The following is a 24,229-nucleotide window of genomic DNA, read 5'->3' as shown; positions in this document are numbered from 1 at the left end:
ACACCATGAACTCTTCCACGCTGAAATCCCGGCTCGACCTCGTTGTTGAACAGGCGACTACCTCAAAACGCCTTGTGGGTGCCGTTGTTCTGGTTGCCCAACATGGCGAGCTGATTTATCACCGCGCCACCGGGCTGGCTGATCGCGAAACCGGGCAGGTAATGACCGAAACGTCGCTGTTCCGTTTGGCATCGGTCAGTAAACCCATCGTATCAACCGTCGCGATGATCTTAATTTCACAAGGCAAACTGGCGCTTGATGACGACATTCGGGCATGGCTGCCGGATTTCCATCCCACCCTGCCCGACGGAAAGCCTGCGCGGATCACCGTGCGGAATTTATTAAGCCACACGGCCGGGCTGAGTTACCGCTTTTTTGAGCCTGATGAACAGGGTCCGTATGCGCTCGCCGGGGTTTCTGACGGCATGGATAACAGCGGAATTTCGCTGGCGGAAAACCTGCGTCGTCTGGCCGGTGTGCCTTTGCTGTATGCGCCGGGCAGCTCATGGGGATATTCCCTCGCCGTGGACGTACTCGGCGCGGTGCTTGAACAGGTGTGCCGGCAACCGCTCGGCGACGTGGTGAAAAACCTGCTGACCGGCCCGCTGGACATGAACGACACCGCGTTTTATGTACACAATCCGGCGCGACTGGCGACGCCGTATGTCAGCGATTCGCCTGAGCCTCATCGTTTGCAGGAAGGCGAAAAGGCCGCGGCGTTCGAAAACACCGTGGGCATCACGTATTCACCTCTCAGGGCACTGGATACGCAGGCTTACCCGTCGGCAGGAGCCGGAATGGTCAGCAGTGCGCACGACGTGCTGAAAATGCTGGAAATGCTGCGTCAGGGTGGAGAACCGCTGCTGACACCAACACTGACAAATGAAATGGGGCGCGATCAGACCGGCGGCCTTGAACTGCCGGACATGCCGGGCACCGGGTTCGGGCTGGGCTTTTCCGTCCTGCGCGATCCGCAGGCGGCAGCGTCACCGGAATCCGCGGGCACCTGGCGCTGGGGTGGTGCTTACGGTCATTCGTGGTTTGTCGATCGCACCGCCGGGCTGAGCGTTGTTGCCTTCACTAACACATTGTACGAAGGGATGTCCGGCGCTTTTGTGAATGAATTACGCGATGCGGTGTACGGAGCTAAGTCATGAATCAGCCCCCGAAAAAGACGCCGCTTCCGCTCTCCGCCTTGCTGGCGATGGCGCTGACCGGTTTTATTGCCATCATGACTGAAACGCTGCCCGCTGGATTACTGCCACAAATCGCCGGTGGCCTTGACGTATCGCAGGCCATGGCGGGCCAGATGATTACCGCGTATGCCGCCGGTTCGCTGATGGCCGTGATCCCGCTGGCCGCCCTGACGCGCGGCTGGAACCGCCGCACGGCGCTGCTGACGGCGATTGCCGGTTTCCTGATTTTTAATACGATCACCACCTTCTCGACGAATTTTGCCCTGACGCTGATTGCCCGCTGGATGGCGGGTGCCGCCGCCGGCCTGGCGTGGGGATTACTGGCCGGTTACGCGCGGCGCATGGTGCCCGTGCATCAGCAGGGGCGCGCGCTGTCGGTCGCGATGCTCGGCGCGCCGGTGGCGCTGTCGGTTGGCGTACCGCTGGGAACCTGGATGGGCACGCTGGTCGGCTGGCGGATGGCGTTCGGGATGATGTCGGTCGTTACGCTGTTGCTGGTCGTCTGGGTGCTGCGCCAGGTGCCGGATTATCCGGGCCAGAAAGCCGCACAGCGTCAGTCTCTGCGGCAGGTCATCATGATGCCGGGCGTGCGCAGTATTCTGGGGGTGATCCTGCTATGGATGCTCACCCACAACCTGCTTTATACCTACATTGTTCCGTTCCTGCGGCTCTCCGGACTGGCCGGTCATGCAGATCAGATCCTGCTGGTGTTTGGCATTGGCGCGCTGGCAGGGATCGGGCTGACCGGCGTTCTGGTGGACAAACGTCTGCGCCAGACGTTACTCATCAGCCTTGCGCTGTTTGCGGTGATCTCACTGGTGCTGGCGCTCAACAGCGGTTCTGCGCGCATCGTGACGTTATGCGTTGCACTGTGGGGCCTGACGTTTGGCGGCGCGGCGACGTTGCTGCAAACCGCCATTGCCGATGCGACGGGCGAACACGCGGATATGGCGCAATCGATGGTTGTTGTGGCCTGGAATCTGGCCATCGCAGGCGGCGGTTTGTCCGGCGGGATCTTGCTGGAAACCGTCGGGATCCACGTCTTTCCGTGGGCGATGCAGATTTTACTGGTGGCAGGTTTGCTGATTGCCTGGCGTGCGAAAAAACAGGGCTTTAAACCCGGTCCGCGTCATTCGCCCGTGCATCAGGGGCAGGATCAAAGTTTTGGAAAGGCACAAAAGGTATAATTTCTTAAACCTTTCCCGAACCAGACGCCTGAATTCTTCCCGGATCCCGGCCTGTTCTGGTAGAGTAAAAAACAGGCAAATAAGAAAAAATGAGATCCATGGAAGCGCGTAAAAAAGCGGGTTTACTCTTAACCGTTCTGGTCACAGCAGCCCTGTTGCTGATGGCCTTCGAATGGCTCGCCGATCAAACGGTACCCGAGCTGAAAGAGCAGGTTGTTCACTACGTAGACCATCATATGGCGGGCTGAAAGCCCCCCGGTACAGGGAGGAAAAATGGTGACAAAACGGATGATGGCCAAACACTGGAAAATGGTGGTGGTGCTTTTGTGCATCTGTGGTGCGCTGATGCTCCTGCGCTGGGCCGCCATGATCTGGGGGTAAAGTTTTGCAAATACGCCTGCCGGATTGTTTAAATAATCAACAATTCGGCCAGCGGGCTTGAAACCTGATGCCGCGCAGGCGAAAATATCCCCCGTGATGTTTAAGAGTCTGACCGTCTGCTTATGAATAACCGCAAACCGCGTCGTCCGCACGGGCGATGGACCTATTACATTATGCACGAAGACATTCTGTGGCCCTGCCCGGTTCGCTGGGAGTGGGAGAATGGCTACGGCGGCTGGCTGCCTTTTTACTACTCGCCGACGCTGGAGTTTGTTGCCGGCGATCCCGATAAAGCCACTAAAATGGCGGGCCCGAAAGCCCGCCCGATGCGCAGACCGGTCAAACTGCACGCTTACGAATTTTAATTGACCAGACCGCTGGCGCGCAGCACCCTGCGCTGAACGGCCTCCGGCAGCACGGCGTTAATTCCCCCCACACATCCCAGACTGAACCAGTGACGCGCACGGGTAATCCCGGTGTAAATCAGCTCACGGGTCAGGATCGGGCTGAGATTTTCCGGCAGTAGCAACGCCGTATGGGTAAATTCAGAACCCTGCGATTTATGCACCGTCATGGCAAACACCGTTTCGACCGCCTGTAACCGCCCCGGCATGATCCAGCGGATATCCTGCGTGCCGTCGCCGGTCAGAAATGCCACACGCAGCACCGGCACCACGGTACCGTCCGCCAGCCGGTGCGGGATTTCCAGCGTCATGCCGATATCGCCGTTCATTAACCGCTGACTGTAATCATTGCGCGTCACCAGCACCGGACGCCCTGGGAACCAGCCAACCGCGCCTTTCAGCAACCCGTCTTTATACAGTATTTCCGCGATCCGCTGATTCAGGCCCTCCACGCCCCAGCGCCCGCCACGCAAAGCACACAGCAACTGGAACTGACTGTACGCCAGCAGCACTTTCGCAGCCCAGGCGCTGAACGCTTCCGGCGGCGCATCATCCGCCGGACGTTCATTGGTCATCACGTTCAGATAATGGCGGTAGCCGACCGGCGGCTCAACGCCCTGTCGGCTTTGCGCAGCCGGAAACCGCCCCGCCCCGCCGTTAATCACCCAATCGTGCAGTTCAGTGTCGTCATCCGCGGTAAGCGTAAGCTGTGCCAGATCGGCGTAACCCTGTTTCCAGACCTGTTTCAGCGCTTTAACGTCGCCATCATTGACCGCTTCCGCCAGCCGTCCGATGCCGCTTTGTGCATCAAAACGGTAGCTGTGGCGCAGCATCACCACGGCCTGATCCATCGACGTTCCCGCCGGATCGACCAGCGCATCCGGAATTTTTTCCCCTGTTACGCTTTGCAGCCAGTCACGGGTTTGCGGCAGATAATGCCCGCCCGTTGCCCGCTGACATAACTCGCTGAGCAGCGCACCGGCTTCCACCGAGGCCAGCTGATCTTTATCGCCGAGCAGGATCAGCCGTGCATTCTGGGGAAGCGCGGCCAGCAGCGCCGCCATCATTTCCAGATCGACCATCGACGCTTCGTCCACCACCAGCACGTCGAGCATCAGCGGATTGCCCGCATGATGCCGGAAATGCCGGGTATCCGGCCGGCTGCCGAGCAACCGGTGAAGCGTTACCACGTCGGTATTAATACTGTCGCGCACCGCATCGCCGTTGTTCAGCGCGTGCAGATCTAACCGCGAAACGGCACCGGCCACTGATTCATTCAGACGCGCCGCCGCTTTACCGGTCGGCGCCGCCAGCCGGATACGCAGCGGCTGGCCGTTTTCTTCCAGCGCCAGCGCCTGCAAAAGCGCCAGCAGACGCACCACCGTAGTGGTTTTTCCGGTGCCGGGGCCGCCGGTAATAATGCTGAACGCACCGCCCGCCGCCAGCCCGCACGCCAGTTTCTGCCAGTTCACCGGCTCCGCGTTTCCGGCCTGCGGGAACAGGGCATCGAGTGACGCGCGCAACGATTTCGCGGGCAGCGCATTCAGCTGCGTGCGGCTCAGTCGCTGTTCAATGGCCTCGCGCACGTTCTGCTCGTACTGCCAGTAACGCCGCAGATACAGGCGGTGTCCGGCGAGCACCAGCGGCGAATTGCCGTCACCGCTGCCCACCAGCTGCGGGTTCACCAGCGCCGCCATCCACTCTTCCAGACTCAGATCGTCAAGCACCGCCGACGGGCGGGAAATCGCGCCATCGGAATGATCGCCGTCGGGCGGAAGCGAGAGCGAAAACGCGCTGTCTGCCAGCGTGGCTTGCAAATCCAGACACACATGGCCGCGCCCAAGCTGGTAGCTGGTCAACGCCGTTGCCAGCAATAAAAGCGGGTGCGCATCCGGCGCTTCTTTTGCCAGAAACGTCACCAGCGCGCGATCCAGTTCACGCAGCCAGCCACACTCCACCCAGCTGGCCAGCAGTTTTACAATGTCTTCACGGCGGTTGATTTTCATGTGCGTTCCTCAGTGCGGCTGAAAAGAACGTCGAGTTCTTCCATTAATGCTTTATCCGGCCGCTGGACGCAGACCCCGTTGCCCGGCGCGTGGCTGCCGCGCAGGAATAAATACACCGCGCCGCCGATATGGCGGTCGTAGTCGTAATCCGGCAAACGAGATTTCAGCAAACGATGCAGCGCAAACAGATACAGCGTGAACTGCAAATCGTAACGGTGATCCCGCATCGACTGCGTCATCGCCGTCTGGTCATAACCGGTGGCGTCATCGCCGAGCCAGTTAGATTTGTAATCCAGCACGTAATAACGCCCGTTGTGCTCAAACACCAGATCGATAAAGCCTTTCAGCATGCCGTTCAGTTCTTCCGCCAGCAGCGGCGCGCGCTCTGCGCCCCCGAGCGTATAGTGCTGAACCAGGGTATCGAGACGCCGCGTGGACACCTGCGACAGCGAGAACCAGAACTCCATTTCCACCTGATACGGCGGCAGAGCGGCCAGCGTGAAACTCTCTCCGCCCGGCAACGCCAGCGGCTGCGTCAGCAACGCGGTCAGCCAGCCGGTCAGCGGCACAATCCACTGCTCCCAGCCGCGCGTATTACAGCGCCGCGCCACCTGATCGGCAATTCGCTCCGGGTTTTCCGCCAGTGCGGCGAAACCTTCATCGCCCGCCCATTCCAGCAAACCGTGCAGGAAATTACCCGGCGCAGGACCGCGCGGGAAAGCATATAAATTCTCACCGGTCATCGGCTGCAAAAGCCCGTCGGCAGACGCTTTGCTTTCTGACTTTTTATCTTCTAAATAGCTGTCCTGCGCGGCGCTTTCGATTTCCACCGGCGGTTCACGGTTCAGCGCTTCCGGCACGAGATAAGTCCCGGCCGGGGCGATTTGCAGGCCGGAAAAACTCGATACCCACCAGCGCGGGCCTTTGTGCGTGCGCAACGGCGGACGCGGCCCGAGTTCCGGCAACGCCTGTTCGCTGCGATACAAGGCTCCGACAGAAACTGGCAGCGGCCACGCCTGAATATTTTCCGTTTCCAGCGCCTGCAAACTGGCGGGCAGCTCTTCAGCCTCAACCGGTTCGCCGCCGTGGAAAAGATAACCCGGCGCGCTTTTCTCAAACTCTTTCAGCGGTGCCATACCGAGCCACAGCGCGTAACACGAGCGGGTCAGTGCGACGTAAAACTTACGCAGATCTTCGCCCAGACGTTCGCGATCCGCCAGCTCGCGCTGCTCTTCCGTGGCGCTCAGCGCGATTTCAAGTTCGCCTTCCGGCGTATGCCATTTCAGCGGGGAATCCTGCTTTTTCACCGCGCGGAACGCGCAGGCGAACGGCAGGAACACCAGCGGATATTCCAGCCCTTTGGATTTATGCACGGTAACCACTTTCACCAGCGCCGCGTCACTTTCCAGACGCAGCTTACGCGCATCGCCGCCCTGATTTTCATCCTGGCACTGTTCCGCCAGCCAGCGGATCAGCGCGTGCTCGCCATCGAGCTGTACGCTGGCCTGTTGCAGTAATTCGGAAAGGTGCAGCAAATCGGTCAGCGCCCGTTCATCACCGTGCGCCAGCAGATGACGCGGCACGTCAAACTCCCACATCAGACGCCGCAGCATCGGCAAAATGCCCTGCTTGCGCCAGCACAGGCGCAGTTGCTGGAATTGCTGAACGTAGCGTTCCCACTCGTTTTCGTCCTGATTCAGGCGGTCCAGCGCTTCCCAGCTTAAATGCAGCGAAGGCGTGGCCAGCGCGGCACGCAGAAGACGGTCGTTTTCCGGCGCGGCACAAGCCGCCAGCCAGAACTGCAATTCGCCCGCCTGCGCACTTTGAAAAATGGATTCTTTGTCAGAAAGGTACACGCTGCGCACGCCGCGTTTGGACAGCGCCGTGCGGATTGCCGCCGCTTCCCGCCCGGTATTCACCAGCACGGCAATGTCGCCCGGTGCGACCGGTTTGAGCGGCTCATCCGGCTGCCCGAAACCTGCCGCGCCCTGCTGCCCGAGACGCAGCAAGCGGACGATTTCCGTCGCGCAGCCTTCGGCCATCAGCTGGGCGTATTGGCTTTTCGGCAACGGCTCATTCTGATTTTCCGGGTACCACAGCGTCATGGCGGCGGCTTCTGCGCCGTCGATTATCCACGCGTCATCCCGGCCTTTGGCTTCGACCGGCAGGAACGGCACCTGATTTTCATCACCACGGCGGAACAGAAACGCGCCTTCGCCGGAACGCCGGTCTTCAGCCAGTGCAAAGACGCTGTTGACCGACGCCACCATCGCGCGGGTAGAACGAAAGTTGGTCGCCAGCGTGTAGTGACGGCCACCGGTGTCGCGGCGGGCGCGCAGATAGGTATAAATGTCGGCACCGCGGAAGGCATAAATCGCCTGTTTCGGATCGCCGATCAGGATCAGCCCCTGCTCCGGCGCGTTTTCCGCCACGCGGTAAACGGTGTCGAAAATCCGGTATTGCAGCGGATCCGTATCCTGAAATTCGTCGATCATCGCCACCGGGAATTGCGTGCGGATAATCTCCGCCAGCCGTTCGCCGTTATCGCTGCGCAGCGCGGCGTCAAGGCGGGTCAGCAAATCGTTGAAGCCCATCTGCGCCCGTTTTTTCTGTTCAACGTCAAAGCGGTTTTCAATCCAGCGGCAGGCATGTTGCAGCAGGCCGCTGCGGGCGTCCGGCAACATTTCCAGACGCGCTTTCAGCGTTTCCATCGCCGTCAGCGCCGGATGCGCAGGCGGCTGCCCCTGCTTCCAGCATTCGGCCAGACCGTCCGGCGTCAGGCGATCCCAGCCGGTTTTCAGATCCGGCATGATCTCGTCGCTGGTCGCCCAGGCATGCAGTTTTTCCAGCCACGGATTAAAATACCGCGCCTGAATTTTCCGGCCATCGACCACTTTCGCCGCCACCGCACCTTCGAGGATCGTGCGCAGTTCCTGCGTCCATTGCGCCCAACCCGCTTTCAGCTCGCTCAGTTCGGCGGTTTTTTGCTGATTCGTGGTCTCAAAAACGTCAGCGGGCGTTTCGTCCGTGCCCAGCGTTTCGGCATATTCGAGCAGCGGAGACGCCTTCTTGTGCAGGTCTTCCGGCGAACGCCACCACGCTCGCAGCGTCCTGATGTCCAGTTCTGGCAGGGAAAAATAGAAGCTGCGCCAGTAATCGCGCACCACGTTCATCAGCAGTTCGGTCTGATCGGTTTCCAGCGTCTGCGTAAACAGACTGTCGCTGTCGAAAGCGTGTTCGCCGAGCATTCGGTTACACCAGCCGTGAATGGTGGAGACCGCCGATTCATCCATCCATTCCGCCGCAAGTTGCAGCTTACGTGCGCATCCCGCCCACTCTTCCGCCGGATATTCCGCGCGCAAACTCAGCAAGAATTCATCGCCCGCCGAGGGTTGGTCCGGGTCTTCCAGAAAACACGCCGCCGCTCTGGACAAGCGTTCGCGGATCCTGTCACGCAGCTCTTTGGTGGCGGCATCGGTGAACGTCACCACCAGAATTTCCGGCGGCGTCAGCGGGCGGCTGAAGGCATTTTCAGCGCCATGACCGAGCACCAGCCGCACATACAGCGCGGCGATGGTGAAGGTTTTACCCGTCCCGGCGCTGGCCTCAATCAGGCGACTGCCGGTCAGCGGGAAATTCAGCACATTCAGCGCAGAGGGAAAAATGCGTTCCTTCATTCTTTCGCTCCTTTTTTGCTGCTGCGGGAAAGATGATTTTTCAGCGGTGCCAGCAATTTGTCAGCCAGTTCAGCGAATTCGCCGCCGGACCAGAGCGTGGCGAAATCCGGCCACGCGCGCGCCAGATACGGGTTGCTGTCGCGTTCACCAAATTTCATGTTAGCCGGATCGTGATTTTCATAGGTATCGCGGGCCGCAAGCCCGGCATCGCTGTCCGGCGGACTTTGCGCGGTGCCGTCTTTTTTCAGCCAGACAAAGGCTGTTTTGACCGCCAGCGGTAACGGCCGTAATTGTCCCTGCTGCCAGGTTTCGATCAGTTGCTGCCAGAGCGCCTGCGCCTCATTAATCTCCAGCGGCGGTAATTCTGCCGTGCCGTTTTTACTGATAATGATGCTGTGCATCGGCTGTCCGCCGAGGTGTCCGGCCAGATGTGCGACCCAGTAAGGGAGCAAACGGTCAAAGCGGTAACTGCGTTCTTTGGTCATGATGCCGATACTTTCCAGCACCACGCGGGCGCGATCCCCGCTGGCGTTAGCGCGTAAATCGCCCAGCCAGTCCGAGACATTCACGCCTGCGCTTTCAACACTCAGCGCTTCATTCGCCAGCGTCTGCGGCCATTCATCAAGCACGCTCTGATAACTGGCGAACAGCGTTTCCATCGGCTCGGCGAGATCTTCACTCAGCACGGCGGCAAATTCGCCCGGTGCCAGTTCACCGCGCCGTTCGATGCGTTCAAGCTGCTGACGCAAAATATCCTGACGCGACTCTCCGGCCTCCAGCGCCCATTTCTGCGCGCGGATCAGTTCATCCTGCAAACGCCAGTTCTCCAGCGCATTGATATCAAACGGCTCCTGATCTTCACTTCCCGCATCTTCCAGCTCGAAGTAAATATTCAGCCGCTGGCGGAAGAAACTGCGCACCGGATCGGACAGGAAATCCGCCAGCTGACGCAGCGTCAGCGCCCCTTCCTGCTCCACCGGCGGCAACGGCTGCGGCGCTTCAGCGGTGATATCCGCGTCCATTCCGGCGCGCCATTCGTGGGCGTAGCTGAAAAGCTCGCTGCCCTTGCTGAAGTAATCGCGGTTAAACGGTTGCAGGCGATGCTCGGTGCTGATCGCGTGAACCAGGTCGCCGCCGTTCTGCGCTTTCCAGCCCGCTGCCAGATGGTCGCGCAGTTGCGCCACCAGCACCGACGGCGGACGCCCGGTATTATCGAGAATGCTGCGCCCGACCCAGCTGATATGCAGGCGTTCGCGCGCCGACAGCAACGCTTCGAGGAACAGATAACGGTCATCTTCACGGCGCGAACGGTCGCCCGGCCGGTAATCACGCCCCATCAGGTCGAAATCCATCGGCACGCGGTGGCGCGGATAATCGCCGTCATTCATTCCGAGCAGGTAAACATGGCGGAACGGAATGGCGCGCATCGGCATCAGCGTGGCAAACGTGACGGCACCGCCAAAGAACGGCTGCGTCAGGCCGGACTGATCAAACTGCGCCAGCCAGTGTTCGCGCACAACAGACAGCGGCAGCTCGGCCTGAAGATCGACGCTTTCACAGGCTTCAAGCCAGGTTTCCAGCTCGGTATGCAGACGCACTAAAATAAAACCGTCGTCGCCGTCATCTTCGGCAAAATACCCGCTGAGCAACGCCTGTAAACGTTCGCCCCACACCTGTGGCGACGCGGGTTCACACAGCTGACGCCAGGTTTCATCAAGGCAATTTAAGAGATGCGACAGCGGGCCAATCAGCGCTGCTTCCAGCCCGCCGATTTCGTCCAGCGGTTCAATGCCCTGCCAGGCGTCACCGCTGCCAACGGCGTAACCGAGCAGCATTCTTTGCAGGCCGAAGAACCAGCTGTTTTGCTCCGGCGATAACGGCAACCCGAGGCTCTGACGCTGTTCCGCATGCAGCCCCCAGCGCACGTTGGCGGCGCTTATCCAGCGGTGCAGCAGCGGCAACTGCTCTTCACCGATGCCAAAACGCTGACGCACCGACGGCACATCGAGTAAATCCAGCAAATCGCTGACGGCAAAACGCGACTGCGGCAACGTCAGCAGGCTTTCAAGCGCACCGAGCAACGGGTTGTTCTGACGCGGCCCCTGATCGGCCACGGTGAACGGGATATAGCGCGGATCGCTGCGTTCCATCAGGCCAAACACCGCCTGAATGTGCGGCGCATAGCCATTAATGTCCGGCACCATCACGATAATATCGCGCGCTTTCAGCGTCGGATCGGCGGCCAGCGCGGCCAGCAGACGGTCGTGCAGCACTTCCACTTCACGCTGGGCGCTGTGCGTTATCGAAAAACGCAGGGATGGGTCTTTCAGCGCATCAATCTCAGGCCATTTGTCTTTCGTTTCCGCCAGCGGCCGCAGTTGCAGAATGTCTTCCTGCAACTGATGCAATAAGGTGTCTTCGCCGTTGGAGGTGAACAGATCAATACGCGGGATCACCGGCGCGAGCGTGGAAGCGTAGGACTCGTGATTGTCATATTCATTGAGCAGGCCGATGTAATCGCGCCCCTGTTTGCCCCACGCCGCCAGCAGCGGATGCGCGTGCTGATGCAAATCGCCTTCGGCAATCACCTGCGGCATGCCCGGTTTGCGCTGCTGACGCGCACGTTCGGCGCGCAGAAGATCTTTATCGGCGATAATATCGCTCCAGTCGTGCTCGCACGGGTTATGGACACACATAAAGATGTGCGTCCAGCGGCCGAGCACAGCCAGAACTTCTAAGGATTGTTGCGGCAGCGACGAAATGCCGAAGACGATCAGCCGCGCAGGCAAACCGGCCGGACGCTGGTCTTCAGGAATAGTTTGAGCATGTTGCAGAAAACGCTGATGCAGTGCGGCGCGGCTGGTTCCCCGCTCGCTTTCAGGCACATCGTCCAGCAGTGCGCGCCACAATTGCGGCTGCCACAGCAGGTTTTCCGGCACCGGCTCGCTGCCTTTACGGCTGGTGCGCAACACGTCCAGCCCGTTGCCCCAGTCTTCGAGCCAGTCGGCGCGGTATACCTGATACTGATCGAACAAATCCGCCAGACGCTGCGCCAGCTGATGCAGCTTACGCATATCGCCGTCATCTTTTAAGAAACGCGCCAGCGGAGCAAAAACAGGTTCAGGCAGTAATTGCGGCAACAGACGGATCAGCCGCCAGGTCAGCAGCGAGCGGTCAAACGGCGACGAATCCGGCACCTGGTCTTTGCCCAGCACCGCGCGGTAAACCTGCCAGAAAAAGCGCGCAGGCAGTTTGATGTCCAGCGCCGCCGCGATCCCGCAGCCGCCTTCGGACACATCGCGCGCCAGCGCCAGTTTCAGCCACTGATTGATCCCGTTGCTTTGTACCAGAATCACTTCGTTTTCCAGCGGAGACAGCGGATGCGCCGCCATCCACGACACCAGAATATCCCTCAGCGCTTCTGAGTGATTTCCGTGTAACACCATCAAACCTGAATTCACGCCCGCATCCCTTATTGTCGCCGCTCAAGAAGACAGATTTTGCGTTGATTTGGAAAGGATTGAAAGAATTGAAAAGAAAAGAGGCAGACCCTGCGGCCTGCCCTGAAACAAAATGTAATTCTTTGAAAATCAGCCGTGCATTTTGCGAGCCGCACCGATCATCCCATCCAGCCATTCCTGATGGCCGTTGATCATCGGGTTCGGGCGTGTGATCGCGAGTTCGCGGGCGGGTTTACCGTTTTGCGTTTCCTGCGTCAGGACACGGACGCGGCCACCGGAGAGTTCTTCGAAAAGCCAGGCGTGATGGACGTCAAGCCGGGTTTCGGCGTCGCCTTCTGCCCAGCCGTGCCATGCCATGCGCGCGGGCTGGCCTTTTACCGGCGGTACGTACTCATTAACCTGCGCTTCGACCGGAAAGCCGAACGTGCTGAAGCGAAAACGTGCGCCGTTGCTCAGGCCCGGACCGGTGCCGTCGTGGAAAAAGATATCCGATGCGTTGCTGTAATACACCGGCCATGCGGCGGTGTTGTCGAGTTGCGCCCACAGTTCTTCCACGGTCAGGCCGGTGATGATCATTTCGTTAGAGGCGAAGTTGTCGGTTTCACCGGGGATAAAGCCTTCCGGCCAGAGTATTGCGTTCATGTTGAGCTCCTTAGAATTAAGATTCCGGCCCGCAGGCTGGCGTTGAGCACAAGATACGCAATAGCGAGATATTACTGAAATCATCACTTGTGATGATAATCATCGCTGATTTTTATATCTGGAAAACACGCAAAAAAACAGGCAGAAGGATCGCTTCTGCCTGTGTTCTTACCGCTATTTTACGCGGATGTTATCACTGAAGTTTTAGCTGATGCTGTAACGCTCAAGCCAGTGCGCGTAAGGCGCAGGCAGGACCCAGGACGGATTTTCTACGCCCAGCTCTTTCGCCAGTGCATACGGATAATGCGGGTTGGCGAGCATCGCGCGGCCGATCATCACCAGATCCATGTCTTCTTCGCTGATGCAGCGTTCGGCGACGTCCGCAGACGCCACGCCCCAGGAACTGGCGACCGGCAAACCGGCTTCTTTGCGCACGCGGCGCGAAACCGGTGCGAGGAAACCTGCGCCCCACGGGATCTGCGCTTCCCAGGTGGAGAAACCGACGCTGACGTTGAGCAGATCCAGCCCTTTCTCACGCAGGATGCGCGTCAGTTCGATGGACTCGGACAACGTTTCTTCGTCGCGGCCATCGTATTCAATCACGCCAAAACGCGCGGTGATCGGCAGGTTTTTCGGCCAGACCGCATTAACGGCGTCGAAGGTTTCAATCAGGAAACGGCTGCGACCGGCGAAATCACCACCGTATTCATCCGTGCGGGTGTTGGAATGCACGGAGAAGAAACTCTGCGCCAGATAGCCGTGGGCAAAATGCAGTTCCAGCCATTCAAAACCGGCATCGCGCGCACGTTTGGCTGCCGCGACGAAATCCGCCATAACGCGTTGGATATCCGCTTTTGTCATCTCTTTCGGCACTTTTGGCAGATGTTTGCCGAACGCAACCGCTGAAGGTGCGATAGTCGCCCAGCCGCGCGGATCGCCTTCTGCAATATGATCATCGCCTTCCCACGGCAGATTGGCGCTGGCTTTACGGCCTGCATGACCAATCTGAATCCCCGGAACAGCCCCGGCGGCTTTGATGGATTTGGCGATTTTCGCCAGTTCAGCGGCCTGTGCGTCGTTCCAGATCCCTAAGCATCCCGGAGTGATGCGGCCTTCCGGCGAAACGGCGGTCGCTTCGACGATAACCAGACTTGCGCCACCGCGCGCAAGTGTTGCGTAATGCACCTGATGCCAGTCGTTCGACACGCCGTCAGTGGCGGAATACTGGCACATCGGCGGAACAGCGATACGGTTTTTTAACGTGACGTCTTTCAGGGTAAACGGCGTAAAGAGTGCGGACATAATTTTTTTCCCGGTGAGTTTGGCATCCGGCGACCAGAGTGACGTCGGACAGCTATATGCGGAAGTGAAGAAATATTATAGTGCACATAATATTTCGTTATAACTCAAAGAGTGCCCTGCCGATGCGCAACCTTAAAAGTCTCGACCTCAACCTGTTAAAGGCTTTCGACGCCCTGCTCGACGAGCGGAATGTCACCCGCGCCGCCGAACGCCTCTCCCTGACGCAGCCTGCCGTCAGCAGTATGCTGACACGTCTGCGTGACAGTTTTAATGATCCGCTTTTTGTCCGTTCACGTTACGGCATTGTGCCGACGGAACGTGCGCTGGCGCTGGCGAAACCGGTAAAACGGGTCATGGCGCAGATAGAAGCGTTGCTGGAACCGGAAGCCTTTGTTCCCGCAGAGTGCGAAATGACATTCACACTGGCGGCCACCGATTACGCACTGAGTGTGATTATCGTGCCGTTCTTTTCCCTGTTGCAACAGCGTGCGCCGGGCATTCATCTGTCGGTACAGCGCGCCGAAGATGTCACGGTTTTGGGGCGGCTGGAGCGTGGTGAAATCGACCTTGCGCTGCTGACGCCGGAAACCACGCCACCTGATTTACACATCCGCCATCTTTACGACGAACGCTATGTTTGTACACTGCGCAAAGGCCATCCGGCGCTTAAAAACGGCGCTATTTCTCTCGATACGTTCTGCCGGTACGATCACGCGCTGGTGTCGCTGAGCGGCGATAATTTCGAAGGCGTGACCGATAAGGCGCTTCAGGCGCTGGGCAAAAAACGTAACGTCGTGCTGTCGGTGAACAGTTTTCTGGTGCTGCCGCCGGTGTTGCAAACCACTGACCTGATTGCCGTGGTGCCGGAACGTCTGGTGCGCGATGCCGCAGGGCTCGAGGTATTACCGCCACCACTGACGATCCCCGGTTTTACCAAAGTCGCCGCGTGGCACGAGCGCTCGCATTTATCGGCGGCGCACCAGTGGCTGCGTCAGCTTCTGGCACAGGCGTGCAGCGGGGAGTAAATCGCGCCACATCATGGTATTTTCAAGGCTTCATCTGCTTTTCACATGTTTAAAACGCGGCAATAAAACCGCGCACAGAAGGGTTATTCCATGGAAAAACGTCCGGCAGTTACCATCACTTATTGTTCCCAATGCAACTGGCTGTTGCGCGCCGCGTGGATGGCACAGGAACTGTTGAATTCTTTCAGCACCGATCTGGCGTCGGTCACGCTGGTGCCGGGCACGGGAGGAATTTACGAGATTAAAGTCGATGACGAGCTTATCTGGGAACGCAAAAGAGACGGCGGTTTTCCGGACGCCGCACCGCTTAAACAGCGCGTGCGCGATATCTGCTTCCCGGACCGCGATTTAGGGCATGTGGATAAGAAGAAAATTCCTGAGACAGGAACGGATTCTGCGGAATAAATGAATAAGGCAGAGATCTCCCTGCCTTATTTTTTTGCATCAACGCTACGCTTTACGTGAAACGTGTTCTGCGGCGGCGCGGTTGGCTTTTGCTACGGAACCGGCCAGCGTGTCGCCCTGCAAGAGTGACGTACAGAGCATACCCATAAAGCAGTCGCCTGCGCCGTGCGTGCTGACCAGTTCGACTTTTTCGGCGGGCATGGACTGGCTGCGTTCACCGGCTTCGCACCAGGCAACGCCGTGTTCGCCTGCCGTGACGACCACTGCCGGATAATGCTCGCCGAGCCATTCGGCGGCGGCGCGGGCATCGGATAACGCATTCACCGTAATGCCGCTGAGGTCGCGGGCTTCGACGCCGTTGACCACCAGCAAATCGACGGCGGATTGCATCGCGCTGCACATCTCACGCGCCGGGGCGGCGTTCAGACACACGCGGATGCCACGCTGTTTTGCCGCTTCGGCTGCCGCCAGATTCACCGCTTCCGGCACTTCGTTTTGCAGCAGCAACATCTCAACCTGTTGCCAGACGGCGTCGTGGCCAAATTGCGCGGCATCTACCCGGTTATTGGCGTTGGAGACGACGACCGCGCCGTAATCCCCTTCGGCGTCCATCAGCGCAACGCTCATGCCCGACGGCACATCTGCACTGACGGCCACAAAATCCGTATTCACGCCATTCTCTTCGAGCACGGAACGCAGGAAATCGCCCTGCGTATCCGCACCAACCGCACCGGCAAAGCTGACCTGCGCGCCAGCTTTCGCGGCGGACACCGCCTGATTACCGCCTTTGCCGCCAAATTTGTACGAACAGCCGCTGCCCATTACCGTTTCGCCTTTTTCAGGGCGGTGATGCGCGTGGATCACGATGTCGTAATGAAGGCTGCCCGTGACTAAAATTTTACCCATTCTAGTATTCCCGAAGGTCCTGAACCGCCTGCTGGGTTTTCATCAGGTTTTTCTCCGCTGTCTTCAAATCCTTCTGCGCAATCGCCACAAATAAGGCATCCAGAATATTTAACTGGGCGATGCGGGCGGCAGCGTTTTCCCCGAGCAAGTGCGATCCCTGAGAGGTTGAATTGAGAACCACATGCGCATTGTGCGCAATAGGCGACTCGGCATAATTGGTGATGGCGATAACTTTGGCACCGTTGCGCGCCGCCAGTTTAATCGGGTCATTCACCGCGCGGGTGGCGCCGGAATGGCTGATAGCGACCACCGCATCATCGTCCGATAAGACGGCTGCTGACATCAGCATAATGTGGGCATCATCGTAGACCGTCGTTTTAATTCCTATTTTCAGGAGCTTATGCGACAAATCTCTGGCGACGGCGGCAGAACCCCCGACGGCATATAAATCGATGTGCCTGGCTTTAAAAAGAATGTCAGCAGCGCGGTTAAATTCCGACACATCGACAATAGATAAGGTTTCTTCTATTGCCTGAATGGATGTGCGAAATACCTTTTCAAGTAATTGCTCCGACGAGTCTCCCGGCTCAATTTCCGCATGTAAATTTGCCACTTCAGAATAGTTGTAATAAATCAAACTGCTTCTGAAATCTCTAAATCCTGAGAAATTTAATTTCTTCGTCAATTTAACAATCATTGCCTCTGAGACATTATTTTCCAGCGCAATTTCTTTTAACGACGTTTGCTCTGAAAAATCTGTTTTAGACGTAATGGCTTCGACGACTTTTCTTTCCAGTGGCGTCAGATGTGGCAATTTCATACGAATTTGAGCGCCTATGGCTCGCGGATCCTGATTCATTACTTGCCTCGTGTCGCCCGGTCAATCAACATCGCTATGATAATTATAAGGCCGGTGGCAAGCAATTGATAAAACGCCTGAATATTCAGAAGCGTCAGGCCGTTTCGTAATGAACCTAAAATAACCGCGCCAATCAGCGTGCCGATTACACTGCCTTTCCCGCCCATCAGCGACGCCCCGCCAATGGCCGCCGCGGCAATCGCATCCAGTTCCCATAAATTCCCCATCGTCGGTTCGGCAGCGCCCAGGCGACCAATCAGAATCAGGGAGGCCAGAGACGCCAGTACGCCGGAAATCACAAACACCGTGACTTTGGTTCTTTTGACCGGCACACCGGCCACGCGCGCGGCTTCTTCGTTACCGCCGACGGCCAGAATGTATTCGCCCAGCGGCGTTTTATTCATGACCACCCACAGGATTGCCGCAATGGCGATAACAATCACAATCGGTGCCGGAACCCCGAATACCGTGCTGTTGATGACCGTACGGAACTCCATCGGGATACCGAAAATCGGGTTGCCGTTGGTGAAAATCAGCGCCAGCGCGCGGAACAGCGAAAGGCCGCCGAGGGTGACGATGAACGGCTGCAAACCGGCATACGCCACTAACATTCCGCTGAAAACGCCGCACAGTGCGCCGACGCCCAGCGTCGCCATAATCGCCAGCGGAACCGGCACGCCGGACACCATCAGCGTCGCGCCGAGTACCGCAGAAAGCGCCGCCGTTGGCCCGACGGACAAATCGATACCGCCGGAAATAATGACCAGCGTCATTCCCAGCGCAATAATTCCATTAATCGATGACTGCTGCAAAATATTCAGCAGGTTCGGCAGCGTGAAAAATACCGGCGAAAGAAAAGAGAAGGTGATCACAATAATCAGTAAACCAATCAGCGTACCGGCATCGCGAACATTGAATGTAAATAATGCCAGAGGGAAAGCCTTTGGCTGAACATTACCTTGAGTTGTCATAATAATGGCCTTTAAAAATCTGGTAGGTGTCGGAGCGTATCGTTAATTCAGACGGCTTTTTTCACATCATTAATGGCATAACGCGCGATATTTTCTTCGGTGATATCGTCGCCGTTAAGTTCTTTTGTAATTTGCCCTTCGCGCATGACCAGAACCCGGTCGGAGATACGCATTATTTCCGGCATTTCGGACGAAACCACCACAATGGCTTTCCCCTGCTGCGCGAGTTTTTCAATCAGATTATAAATTTCAGACTTGGCCCCGATATCAATTCCCCGTGTCGGCTCATCAAAAAGAAACACTTTATTATCGGCGGCTACCCAGCGGCCAATAATCACTTTTTGCTGATTCCCGCCGCTCAGCGTGCCGATAGGTTTGTCGATATTCAGCGGACGCAGCCGCAAATCCGTCATCACATCCAGCGCGGTCTGATTCAGCTGACTTTTTTTCAGCAGGCCGAAGCGGGTAAAGCGCGCCATCGACGGCAGGGCCATGTTCATTTTGACGGCGCGTTCTTTAATGATGCCTTCTTTTTTGCGGTCTTCCGGCACCAGGCCAATTCCGGCGCGAATGGCGGAACTGACGTTGTGTTTTTTCACCACGACACCGTCGACTTCAATGCTGCCGCCGGTTTTGGCATCGATGCCGGCAATCAGTTTCAGCAACTCGGTGCGACCTGACCCGACCAGCCCCGCGATGCCCAGCACTTCACCGGCTTTAACGCTAAAACTGGCGTTACGCACGGCTTTGTCGCGGCTGAGATCGTCCACGCGCAGCACTTCACGTTGTGTGGCGTGCGAGTGGTGCTGCACTTTTTCGATTTTGCGCCCGACCATTTTGGTCACGATGGTTTCTTCAGTTTCGTCGCAGATATTCACCACACCGACCTGTTTGCCGTCGCGCAAAATCGTGGCGCGGTCGCAGACTTTGAAGATTTCATTCATTTTGTGCGAGACGTAAATCAGCGAGACATTCATCGATTTCAGGTCAGAAATCAGTTCTGCCAGACGCTCAAACTCCGTCGGCGTCAGGCTCGACGTCGGTTCATCCATCGCAATAATTTTGGCTTCATCGAGCAACGCACGGGCGATCTCGACAATCTGCTGCTGCGAGACTTTCAGGTTTTTGATCGGCTCATCCGGATTAATGCTCGGATCCAGACGGCGCAGGATCGCCACCGCGCGTTTGTACTGCGCCTTTCTGTCAACAAACAGCCCTTTCATTTTGGTCAGGGGCCGCCCGAGAAACATGTTCTGGGCGACGGAGAGTTCAGGAACGTGCTGCAACTCCTGGTGAATCATTGCGATACCGGCATGGCGCGCAGACAGCGGGTTTTTCATCTGAATCACCTGCCCTTCGACCCTGATCTCGCCGGAATCGGCGGCCCGGACGCCTGACAGGATATTGAGCAGAGTCGATTTTCCGGCACCGTTCTCACCAATCAGCGCGTGCACTTCGCCCGGCCTGACGGCGAAATCGACACCCTGAACCGCCGCCACGCCGCTGTAGCTTTTGCTGATGCCGCGCATCGTCAAACAATACTGTTCCATAAACTCTCCTCGCCCTGTTCTCTGACGCCAGACTTATTGTTGCTGCGCCAGTAACTGGCGAATCTTAGCGTTATCTTTGGTGGAGAACGCGTCGGCATTGTCTTTGGTGATCAGCGCCTGCGGCGTCGACACCACGCGGGAGATTTTCTGGCCGTTAATCAGGCGGACAACCACTTCCATCGCCACTTCGCCGGTCAGCACCGGGAAGCTGTCAACCGTACCGGTCAGCTCGCCGCGTTTGATTGACGCATACGCATCGGAAATCCCGTCGGTGCCAAAAACAGCAACCTGTTTCGATTTTCCGGCAGCGGCAACGGCTTCCACCACGCCCAGCGCCATGCCGTCGTTGTTGGCGTAGAAACCAATCAGATCAGGATGTTGCTGTAAAATTGTCGCCGCGGCGTTGTACGCATTTTCGCGGCTCCAGTTGGCCGGAACGCTGGCGACCACGGTGAATTTCCCGCTGGCCTGAATGGTTTCTTTAAAGCCTTTGGTGCGCTGCGTTGCCGCATACACGCCCGGCTGGCCTTCGATGACCGCGACCTTGCCGCCTTCAGGGTGCTTTTTGATAAACCAGCCCGCCACGCGAACGCCGTTATCTTTTTGCACGTTGCCGACGTAATACGCGGCGTTTGGCATCACGGCGTCATTGACGTTCACCACGGCAATGTTTTTGCTTTTGGCGGATTCATACGCCGGTTGCAGGTTGGCGTCGGTTTGCGGCGACACCAGCAGACCGTTGAACCCTTGTGAAATCAGCGTTTCGGCGATAGAGAGCTGACCGAGCTGGTCGTCTTCGTTGGCGGCGGCCTGATATTCCACGGTGAAGCCGTGTTTATCGGCAAAGTTTTTATAGCCCTGACCGAGGGAGCGCCAGTATTCGTTGGTCAGCGTTTTCGATACGCCGCCGATTTTCAGCGATTTATCGATAGCCGGTAACGGGCCATATTTGGCGGTCAGTTGTGTCCATTCAGTCCGATCCGGTTCGGTATCGGATTGCAGTGGGGGTAAATCCGCTGCATAAAGGCTGGAGCAAAACAGTGTAGAGGTGAGTACAGACAGTAAGAGTTTTTTCATCATCTGGCCTTCGGATTGTTATTTTTATGGTTATCACAGCGACTCGCGCTGTGGCGGTCGCTTTTATTGCGCCAGCATCACGTCATTGACGATTTGCTGAGAGGCGACGGCATCCTGCCTGCTGATGGCTTCATTCAGCGCCGGGTTGTTTTCGAGCTTTTCACACAGTTTCAGTAAACGGATCACGGTCGCGATATTGGTTTCGGCTTCGCGAACCGGATCCAGACCGCTGGCGTCCGGGAACGTATCGAAGTAATACGCACCTTTATAGCCGTCACGCTTCATTTGCAGCAGGAATTCCAGCGTGGCGCGTGGATTCACGGAGCCGACCATCAGGCCGTCGTCACGTTTGCCCCAGCCGTCGTTGAGATCCAGCCCGAGCAGGCGTGAACGGCGTGCGACCATCGCCGCGGCAAACGCCGGGACTTCATTGGCAAACAGCACATGCGCGAAATCCAGCGTGATACCTAAATTCTTGCAACCGGCTTCTTCCACCGCCAGCAGACAGGTGGTGGCATTCGGGAAGATGCTGTAAGCGCGCGGTTCGTTGGGTTTGTATTCAATGCTGACGTCGATGTCCGGCGCATATTCCGCCACTTCGCGCACCGCGCTGACCGCGTCTTCCCACATTTTTTTGTAGTCAGCCTGGAAGCAATAATCGAAACCGTCCTGCCCCATCCACAGCGTCATGATGCTGGCACCGAATTCGCGCCCGGCGTCGATGCCGCGTTTGGTTAACTCAATCGCCTGACGACGAATTTTGGGGTCCGGGTTGGTAAATGCGCCGATTTTAAATTCCGGAGCATCCCAGCGCATTTGCATCCCGTTGACCGCCAGCCCGACTTCTTCGATTTTCTGACGCATGGTTTTGACGTCGTCAGTCATGTGCTGGGGATAATTCAGGTCAAGATGTGTCAATCCTTTAACCGTAGCTGCACGTTCGATCATTTGCAGTACTGAAGGTTTGCCTTTCAGTTCCGGCCAGTAAAGATAAGCCCCCGAGGCAAACGAGTTCAGACGTGTGGCAAATTTAAGTTCTGACATGGGGTGTCCTTTGTAAACTGATTCGTAATGTACTTTCCTGCTTCACGTTATTTTGTAAAGTAGTGCATTACTATCACCGGACGAAAAAACCCGCAAGATCCCCTGCGGGTTTTGTGATCAGATTTGAGAGGCGTTTCACGAAATTTCGGTAAAGCCTGGCGGGAATAACAGGGAATAGCGAGTTGGGGATGGAAGACGATAAATTTCACGCAAAAATAAAAAAGGGCACTGTTTCACCGCTATAAACCTCCGTTTTTCTGTGACCAACCTCAAGTTTTCCGGTTTTCTGCCGTTATTTAAATCTTAAGATTCCTTCCAGGGAAACGCCCATGCTAAAGACAATTCGTTCGCGCATTATTACCGCCTGCATCGCCATTGTGGTGTGCTCGCTGGTGATCAATACCTTCCTCAGTTACACCGTTGCAGATAAATACAACAGTCAGGCGACAGACACCACGCTCAACGCCCTGACCTCCAGCCACACGCAAGGGATCAGCGATTGGGTCAGTGCAAAAACAGGGATGATTGCTTCACTTCAGCAGGTTGCGTTAACGGAAGATCCGGTTCCGGTGCTCAAGCAAATTTCCGCTGCGGGCGGATTTACTAACGTTTACGTCGGTTATGCGAATAAAACCGCGAAATTCGCCGATCCGACCGGCGTGCCGTCCGATTACGATCCGACGGGCCGTCCGTGGTACAAGCAGGCAGCAGAAGCCGGGCATCCGGTTGCCACGCCGCCGTATGTCGATTCGGGCACTGGTAAGTTAGTGGTCACATTCGCCGTACCCGTTATGGACGGTGGCACGCTGAAAGCCATTGTCGCCGGTGATGTCTCGATGGACAGCGTGGTGAATAACGTCAATACCATCCATCCGACGCCCGGCAGTTTCGGGATGCTGGTGGATAAATCCGGTGTGATCATTGCGCACCCGGACGATAAGCTGGCCCTGAAACCGTTCAGTTCGCTGGCGGAAGGCGTGAATTTGCAGGATTTATTCGCGGCGAAAACGCCGGTGGATATTCAGCTCAGTGGCGTCACTAAACGCGTCCGTGCGCTGCCGGTCGCGGGCACCGAATGGTACACGCTGGTGTTGCAGGACAAGAGCGAATCCACGGCGGGGATGCGTTCGCTGCTGACCTCTTCGGTGATTACGCTGTTTGTGATCGTGCTGATTTCTGCTGCCGTGATTGGCCTGATCATCACCAAATCGTTCCACCGTCTTTCAGTGGTGCGCGATACGCTCAACGCCATCAGCTCCGGCGAAGACGATCTGACCCAACGCTTACCGACCGACGGCCATGACGAGGTGACGCAAATCGCCCGTGCGTTCAATACGTTTGTCGATAAGCTCAGCAAGGTGATGTCCGAAATCCGCACCACCAGCGAATCCGTCAAAATTGCCGCCGATGAAATTGCCGCCGGGAATAACGATTTGTCGGGGCGCACCGAATCCGCTGCTGCCAGTCTGCAACAAACCGCCGCGTCGCTGGAGCAGATCACCGCCACGGTGTCTCAGTCCGCCAGCTCCGCCAAACAGGCCAGCGCGACGGCGAGATCCGCCTCAGAAGCCGCCACACGCGGTGACGAAGTGGTGACGAAAGTCATTACGACGATGGAAAGTATTGAAAGCGCGTCGTCAAAAATCGGGGATATCACCGGCGTTATCGACGGCATTGCGTTCCAGACCAACATTCTGGCACTGAACGCTGCGGTTGAAGCCGCGCGTGCCGGTGAACAGGGGCGCGGATTTGCCGTGGTCGCCAGCGAAGTGCGCAGTCTGGCGCAGCGCAGCGCCCAGGCGGCAAAAGAGATCAAAGTGCTGATTGAATCGACGGTCACCAGCGTGGCGTCCGGTTCCGCGCAGGTGCGTCTCGCCAGCGACAGCATGAGTGAAATCGTCAGCAACGTGTCGAATGTCAGCAGCGTGATGATGGAAATCACCCACGCGTCCGAAGAACAGATGCTGAGTATTCATGAAATCAACAAGGCGATTACCCAGCTTGATGGCATGGTGCAGCAGAATGCGGCGATGGTTCAGGAATCCACCGGCGCGGCGTCTGCCTTGCAGGAACAGGCCACCGGTCTGGCGCTCGCCGTCGGGCATTTCCGCGTGTAAGTGAAATCGTTTTGATCAG

The 24,229-nt window shown here is 57.5% G+C and carries 19 protein-coding genes; 8 read left to right on the top strand and 11 right to left on the bottom strand.

The features are described from left to right. Positions 1 to 5: 5 nt before the first annotated feature. The 5 genes from BV494_RS00320 to BV494_RS00305 all read left to right on the top strand — a co-directional run bounded on the left by BV494_RS00320 (position 6) and on the right by BV494_RS00305 (position 3,129). Positions 6 to 1,157 carry a serine hydrolase domain-containing protein gene (locus BV494_RS00320; RefSeq protein WP_104921043.1) on the top strand — a complete coding sequence of 384 codons (1,152 nt, stop codon included), beginning with the start codon at positions 6 to 8 and terminating at the stop codon, positions 1,155 to 1,157. Continuing rightward, positions 1,154 to 2,383, top strand: a complete 1,230-nt coding sequence (locus BV494_RS00315; protein WP_104921042.1) for an MFS transporter — start codon at positions 1,154 to 1,156, stop codon at positions 2,381 to 2,383. The genes BV494_RS00320 and BV494_RS00315 overlap by 4 nt, the downstream gene beginning before the upstream one ends. A 98-nt stretch (positions 2,384 to 2,481) precedes the next feature. Then, entirely contained in the window at positions 2,482 to 2,631 is a 150-nt protein-coding gene (locus BV494_RS25650; RefSeq protein ID WP_192938187.1) for a hypothetical protein, read from the top strand. A gap of 25 nt (positions 2,632 to 2,656) precedes the next feature. Then, positions 2,657 to 2,764, top strand: a complete 108-nt coding sequence (gene yniD / locus BV494_RS00310; RefSeq protein ID WP_095923072.1) for a small membrane protein YniD — start codon at positions 2,657 to 2,659, stop codon at positions 2,762 to 2,764. A 122-nt stretch (positions 2,765 to 2,886) separates the two neighbouring features. Continuing rightward, positions 2,887 to 3,129 (top strand): hypothetical protein, encoded by a 243-nt coding sequence (locus BV494_RS00305; RefSeq protein WP_192938049.1) that lies wholly within the window; start codon positions 2,887 to 2,889, stop codon positions 3,127 to 3,129. On the opposite strand, the gene recD is transcribed toward BV494_RS00305, so the two are convergent. From recD to BV494_RS00280, 5 genes are all read right to left on the bottom strand, one after another. Then, positions 3,126 to 5,174: an exodeoxyribonuclease V subunit alpha gene (gene recD, locus BV494_RS00300; protein WP_104921041.1), complete on the bottom strand. Its 2,049-nt coding sequence runs from the start codon at positions 5,172 to 5,174 to the stop codon at positions 3,126 to 3,128. The two genes, BV494_RS00305 and recD, sit on opposite strands and share 4 nt — an antisense overlap. Then, positions 5,171 to 8,851 (bottom strand): exodeoxyribonuclease V subunit beta, encoded by a 3,681-nt coding sequence (gene recB, locus BV494_RS00295; protein ID WP_104921040.1) that lies wholly within the window; start codon positions 8,849 to 8,851, stop codon positions 5,171 to 5,173. The genes recD and recB overlap by 4 nt, the downstream gene beginning before the upstream one ends. Next, complete coding sequence (gene recC, locus BV494_RS00290) at positions 8,848 to 12,297, bottom strand: exodeoxyribonuclease V subunit gamma (protein WP_192938117.1); 3,450 nt, start codon at positions 12,295 to 12,297, stop codon at positions 8,848 to 8,850. The genes recB and recC overlap by 4 nt, the downstream gene beginning before the upstream one ends. A 144-nt stretch (positions 12,298 to 12,441) precedes the next feature. Next, complete coding sequence (locus BV494_RS00285) at positions 12,442 to 12,954, bottom strand: SRPBCC family protein (RefSeq protein WP_104921038.1); 513 nt, start codon at positions 12,952 to 12,954, stop codon at positions 12,442 to 12,444. 204 nt (positions 12,955 to 13,158) lie between these two features. Then, positions 13,159 to 14,256 (bottom strand): NADH:flavin oxidoreductase/NADH oxidase, encoded by a 1,098-nt coding sequence (locus BV494_RS00280; protein WP_104921037.1) that lies wholly within the window; start codon positions 14,254 to 14,256, stop codon positions 13,159 to 13,161. 122 nt (positions 14,257 to 14,378) lie between these two features. On the opposite strand from BV494_RS00280, the gene BV494_RS00275 reads away from it, so the two are divergent. Together BV494_RS00275 and BV494_RS00270 are read left to right on the top strand one after the other, a co-directional pair. Continuing rightward, positions 14,379 to 15,281, top strand: a complete 903-nt coding sequence (locus BV494_RS00275; protein ID WP_226789999.1) for a LysR family transcriptional regulator — start codon at positions 14,379 to 14,381, stop codon at positions 15,279 to 15,281. Positions 15,282 to 15,371: 90 nt separating this feature from the next. After that, positions 15,372 to 15,686 (top strand): Rdx family protein, encoded by a 315-nt coding sequence (locus BV494_RS00270; protein ID WP_104921036.1) that lies wholly within the window; start codon positions 15,372 to 15,374, stop codon positions 15,684 to 15,686. Positions 15,687 to 15,731: 45 nt separating this feature from the next. Here the strand turns inward: BV494_RS00270 and BV494_RS00265 are convergent, their stop codons facing one another. From BV494_RS00265 to BV494_RS00240, 6 genes are all read right to left on the bottom strand, one after another. Further along, on the bottom strand, positions 15,732 to 16,592 hold the full coding sequence (locus BV494_RS00265; RefSeq protein ID WP_104921035.1) for a ribokinase: 861 nt from the start codon (positions 16,590 to 16,592) through the stop codon (positions 15,732 to 15,734). A gap of 1 nt (position 16,593) precedes the next feature. Then, positions 16,594 to 17,451, bottom strand: coding sequence for a MurR/RpiR family transcriptional regulator (locus tag BV494_RS00260; RefSeq protein WP_104921034.1), 858 nt, complete (start codon positions 17,449 to 17,451; stop codon positions 16,594 to 16,596). Next, positions 17,451 to 18,422, bottom strand: coding sequence for an ABC transporter permease (locus BV494_RS00255; protein WP_104921033.1), 972 nt, complete (start codon positions 18,420 to 18,422; stop codon positions 17,451 to 17,453). The genes BV494_RS00260 and BV494_RS00255 overlap by 1 nt, the downstream gene beginning before the upstream one ends. A gap of 47 nt (positions 18,423 to 18,469) precedes the next feature. Then, complete coding sequence (locus tag BV494_RS00250; RefSeq protein ID WP_104921032.1) at positions 18,470 to 19,972, bottom strand: sugar ABC transporter ATP-binding protein; 1,503 nt, start codon at positions 19,970 to 19,972, stop codon at positions 18,470 to 18,472. 33 nt (positions 19,973 to 20,005) lie between these two features. Further along, positions 20,006 to 21,049 (bottom strand): sugar ABC transporter substrate-binding protein, encoded by a 1,044-nt coding sequence (locus tag BV494_RS00245; protein ID WP_104924653.1) that lies wholly within the window; start codon positions 21,047 to 21,049, stop codon positions 20,006 to 20,008. Between the two features lie 63 nt (positions 21,050 to 21,112). Next, positions 21,113 to 22,093 carry a TIM barrel protein gene (locus BV494_RS00240; protein ID WP_104921031.1) on the bottom strand — a complete coding sequence of 327 codons (981 nt, stop codon included), beginning with the start codon at positions 22,091 to 22,093 and terminating at the stop codon, positions 21,113 to 21,115. A 329-nt stretch (positions 22,094 to 22,422) separates the two neighbouring features. On the opposite strand from BV494_RS00240, the gene BV494_RS00235 reads away from it, so the two are divergent. Further along, positions 22,423 to 24,210, top strand: a complete 1,788-nt coding sequence (locus BV494_RS00235) for a methyl-accepting chemotaxis protein (protein WP_104921030.1) — start codon at positions 22,423 to 22,425, stop codon at positions 24,208 to 24,210. Positions 24,211 to 24,229: the final 19 nt, after the last annotated feature.

It is taken from the genome of Rahnella sikkimica (genome assembly GCF_002951615.1).
Classification (GTDB): domain Bacteria; phylum Pseudomonadota; class Gammaproteobacteria; order Enterobacterales; family Enterobacteriaceae; genus Rahnella; species Rahnella sikkimica.
Note: the sequence above shows the minus strand (reverse complement) of the source record. Positions and strands in the feature narration are given on the sequence as shown.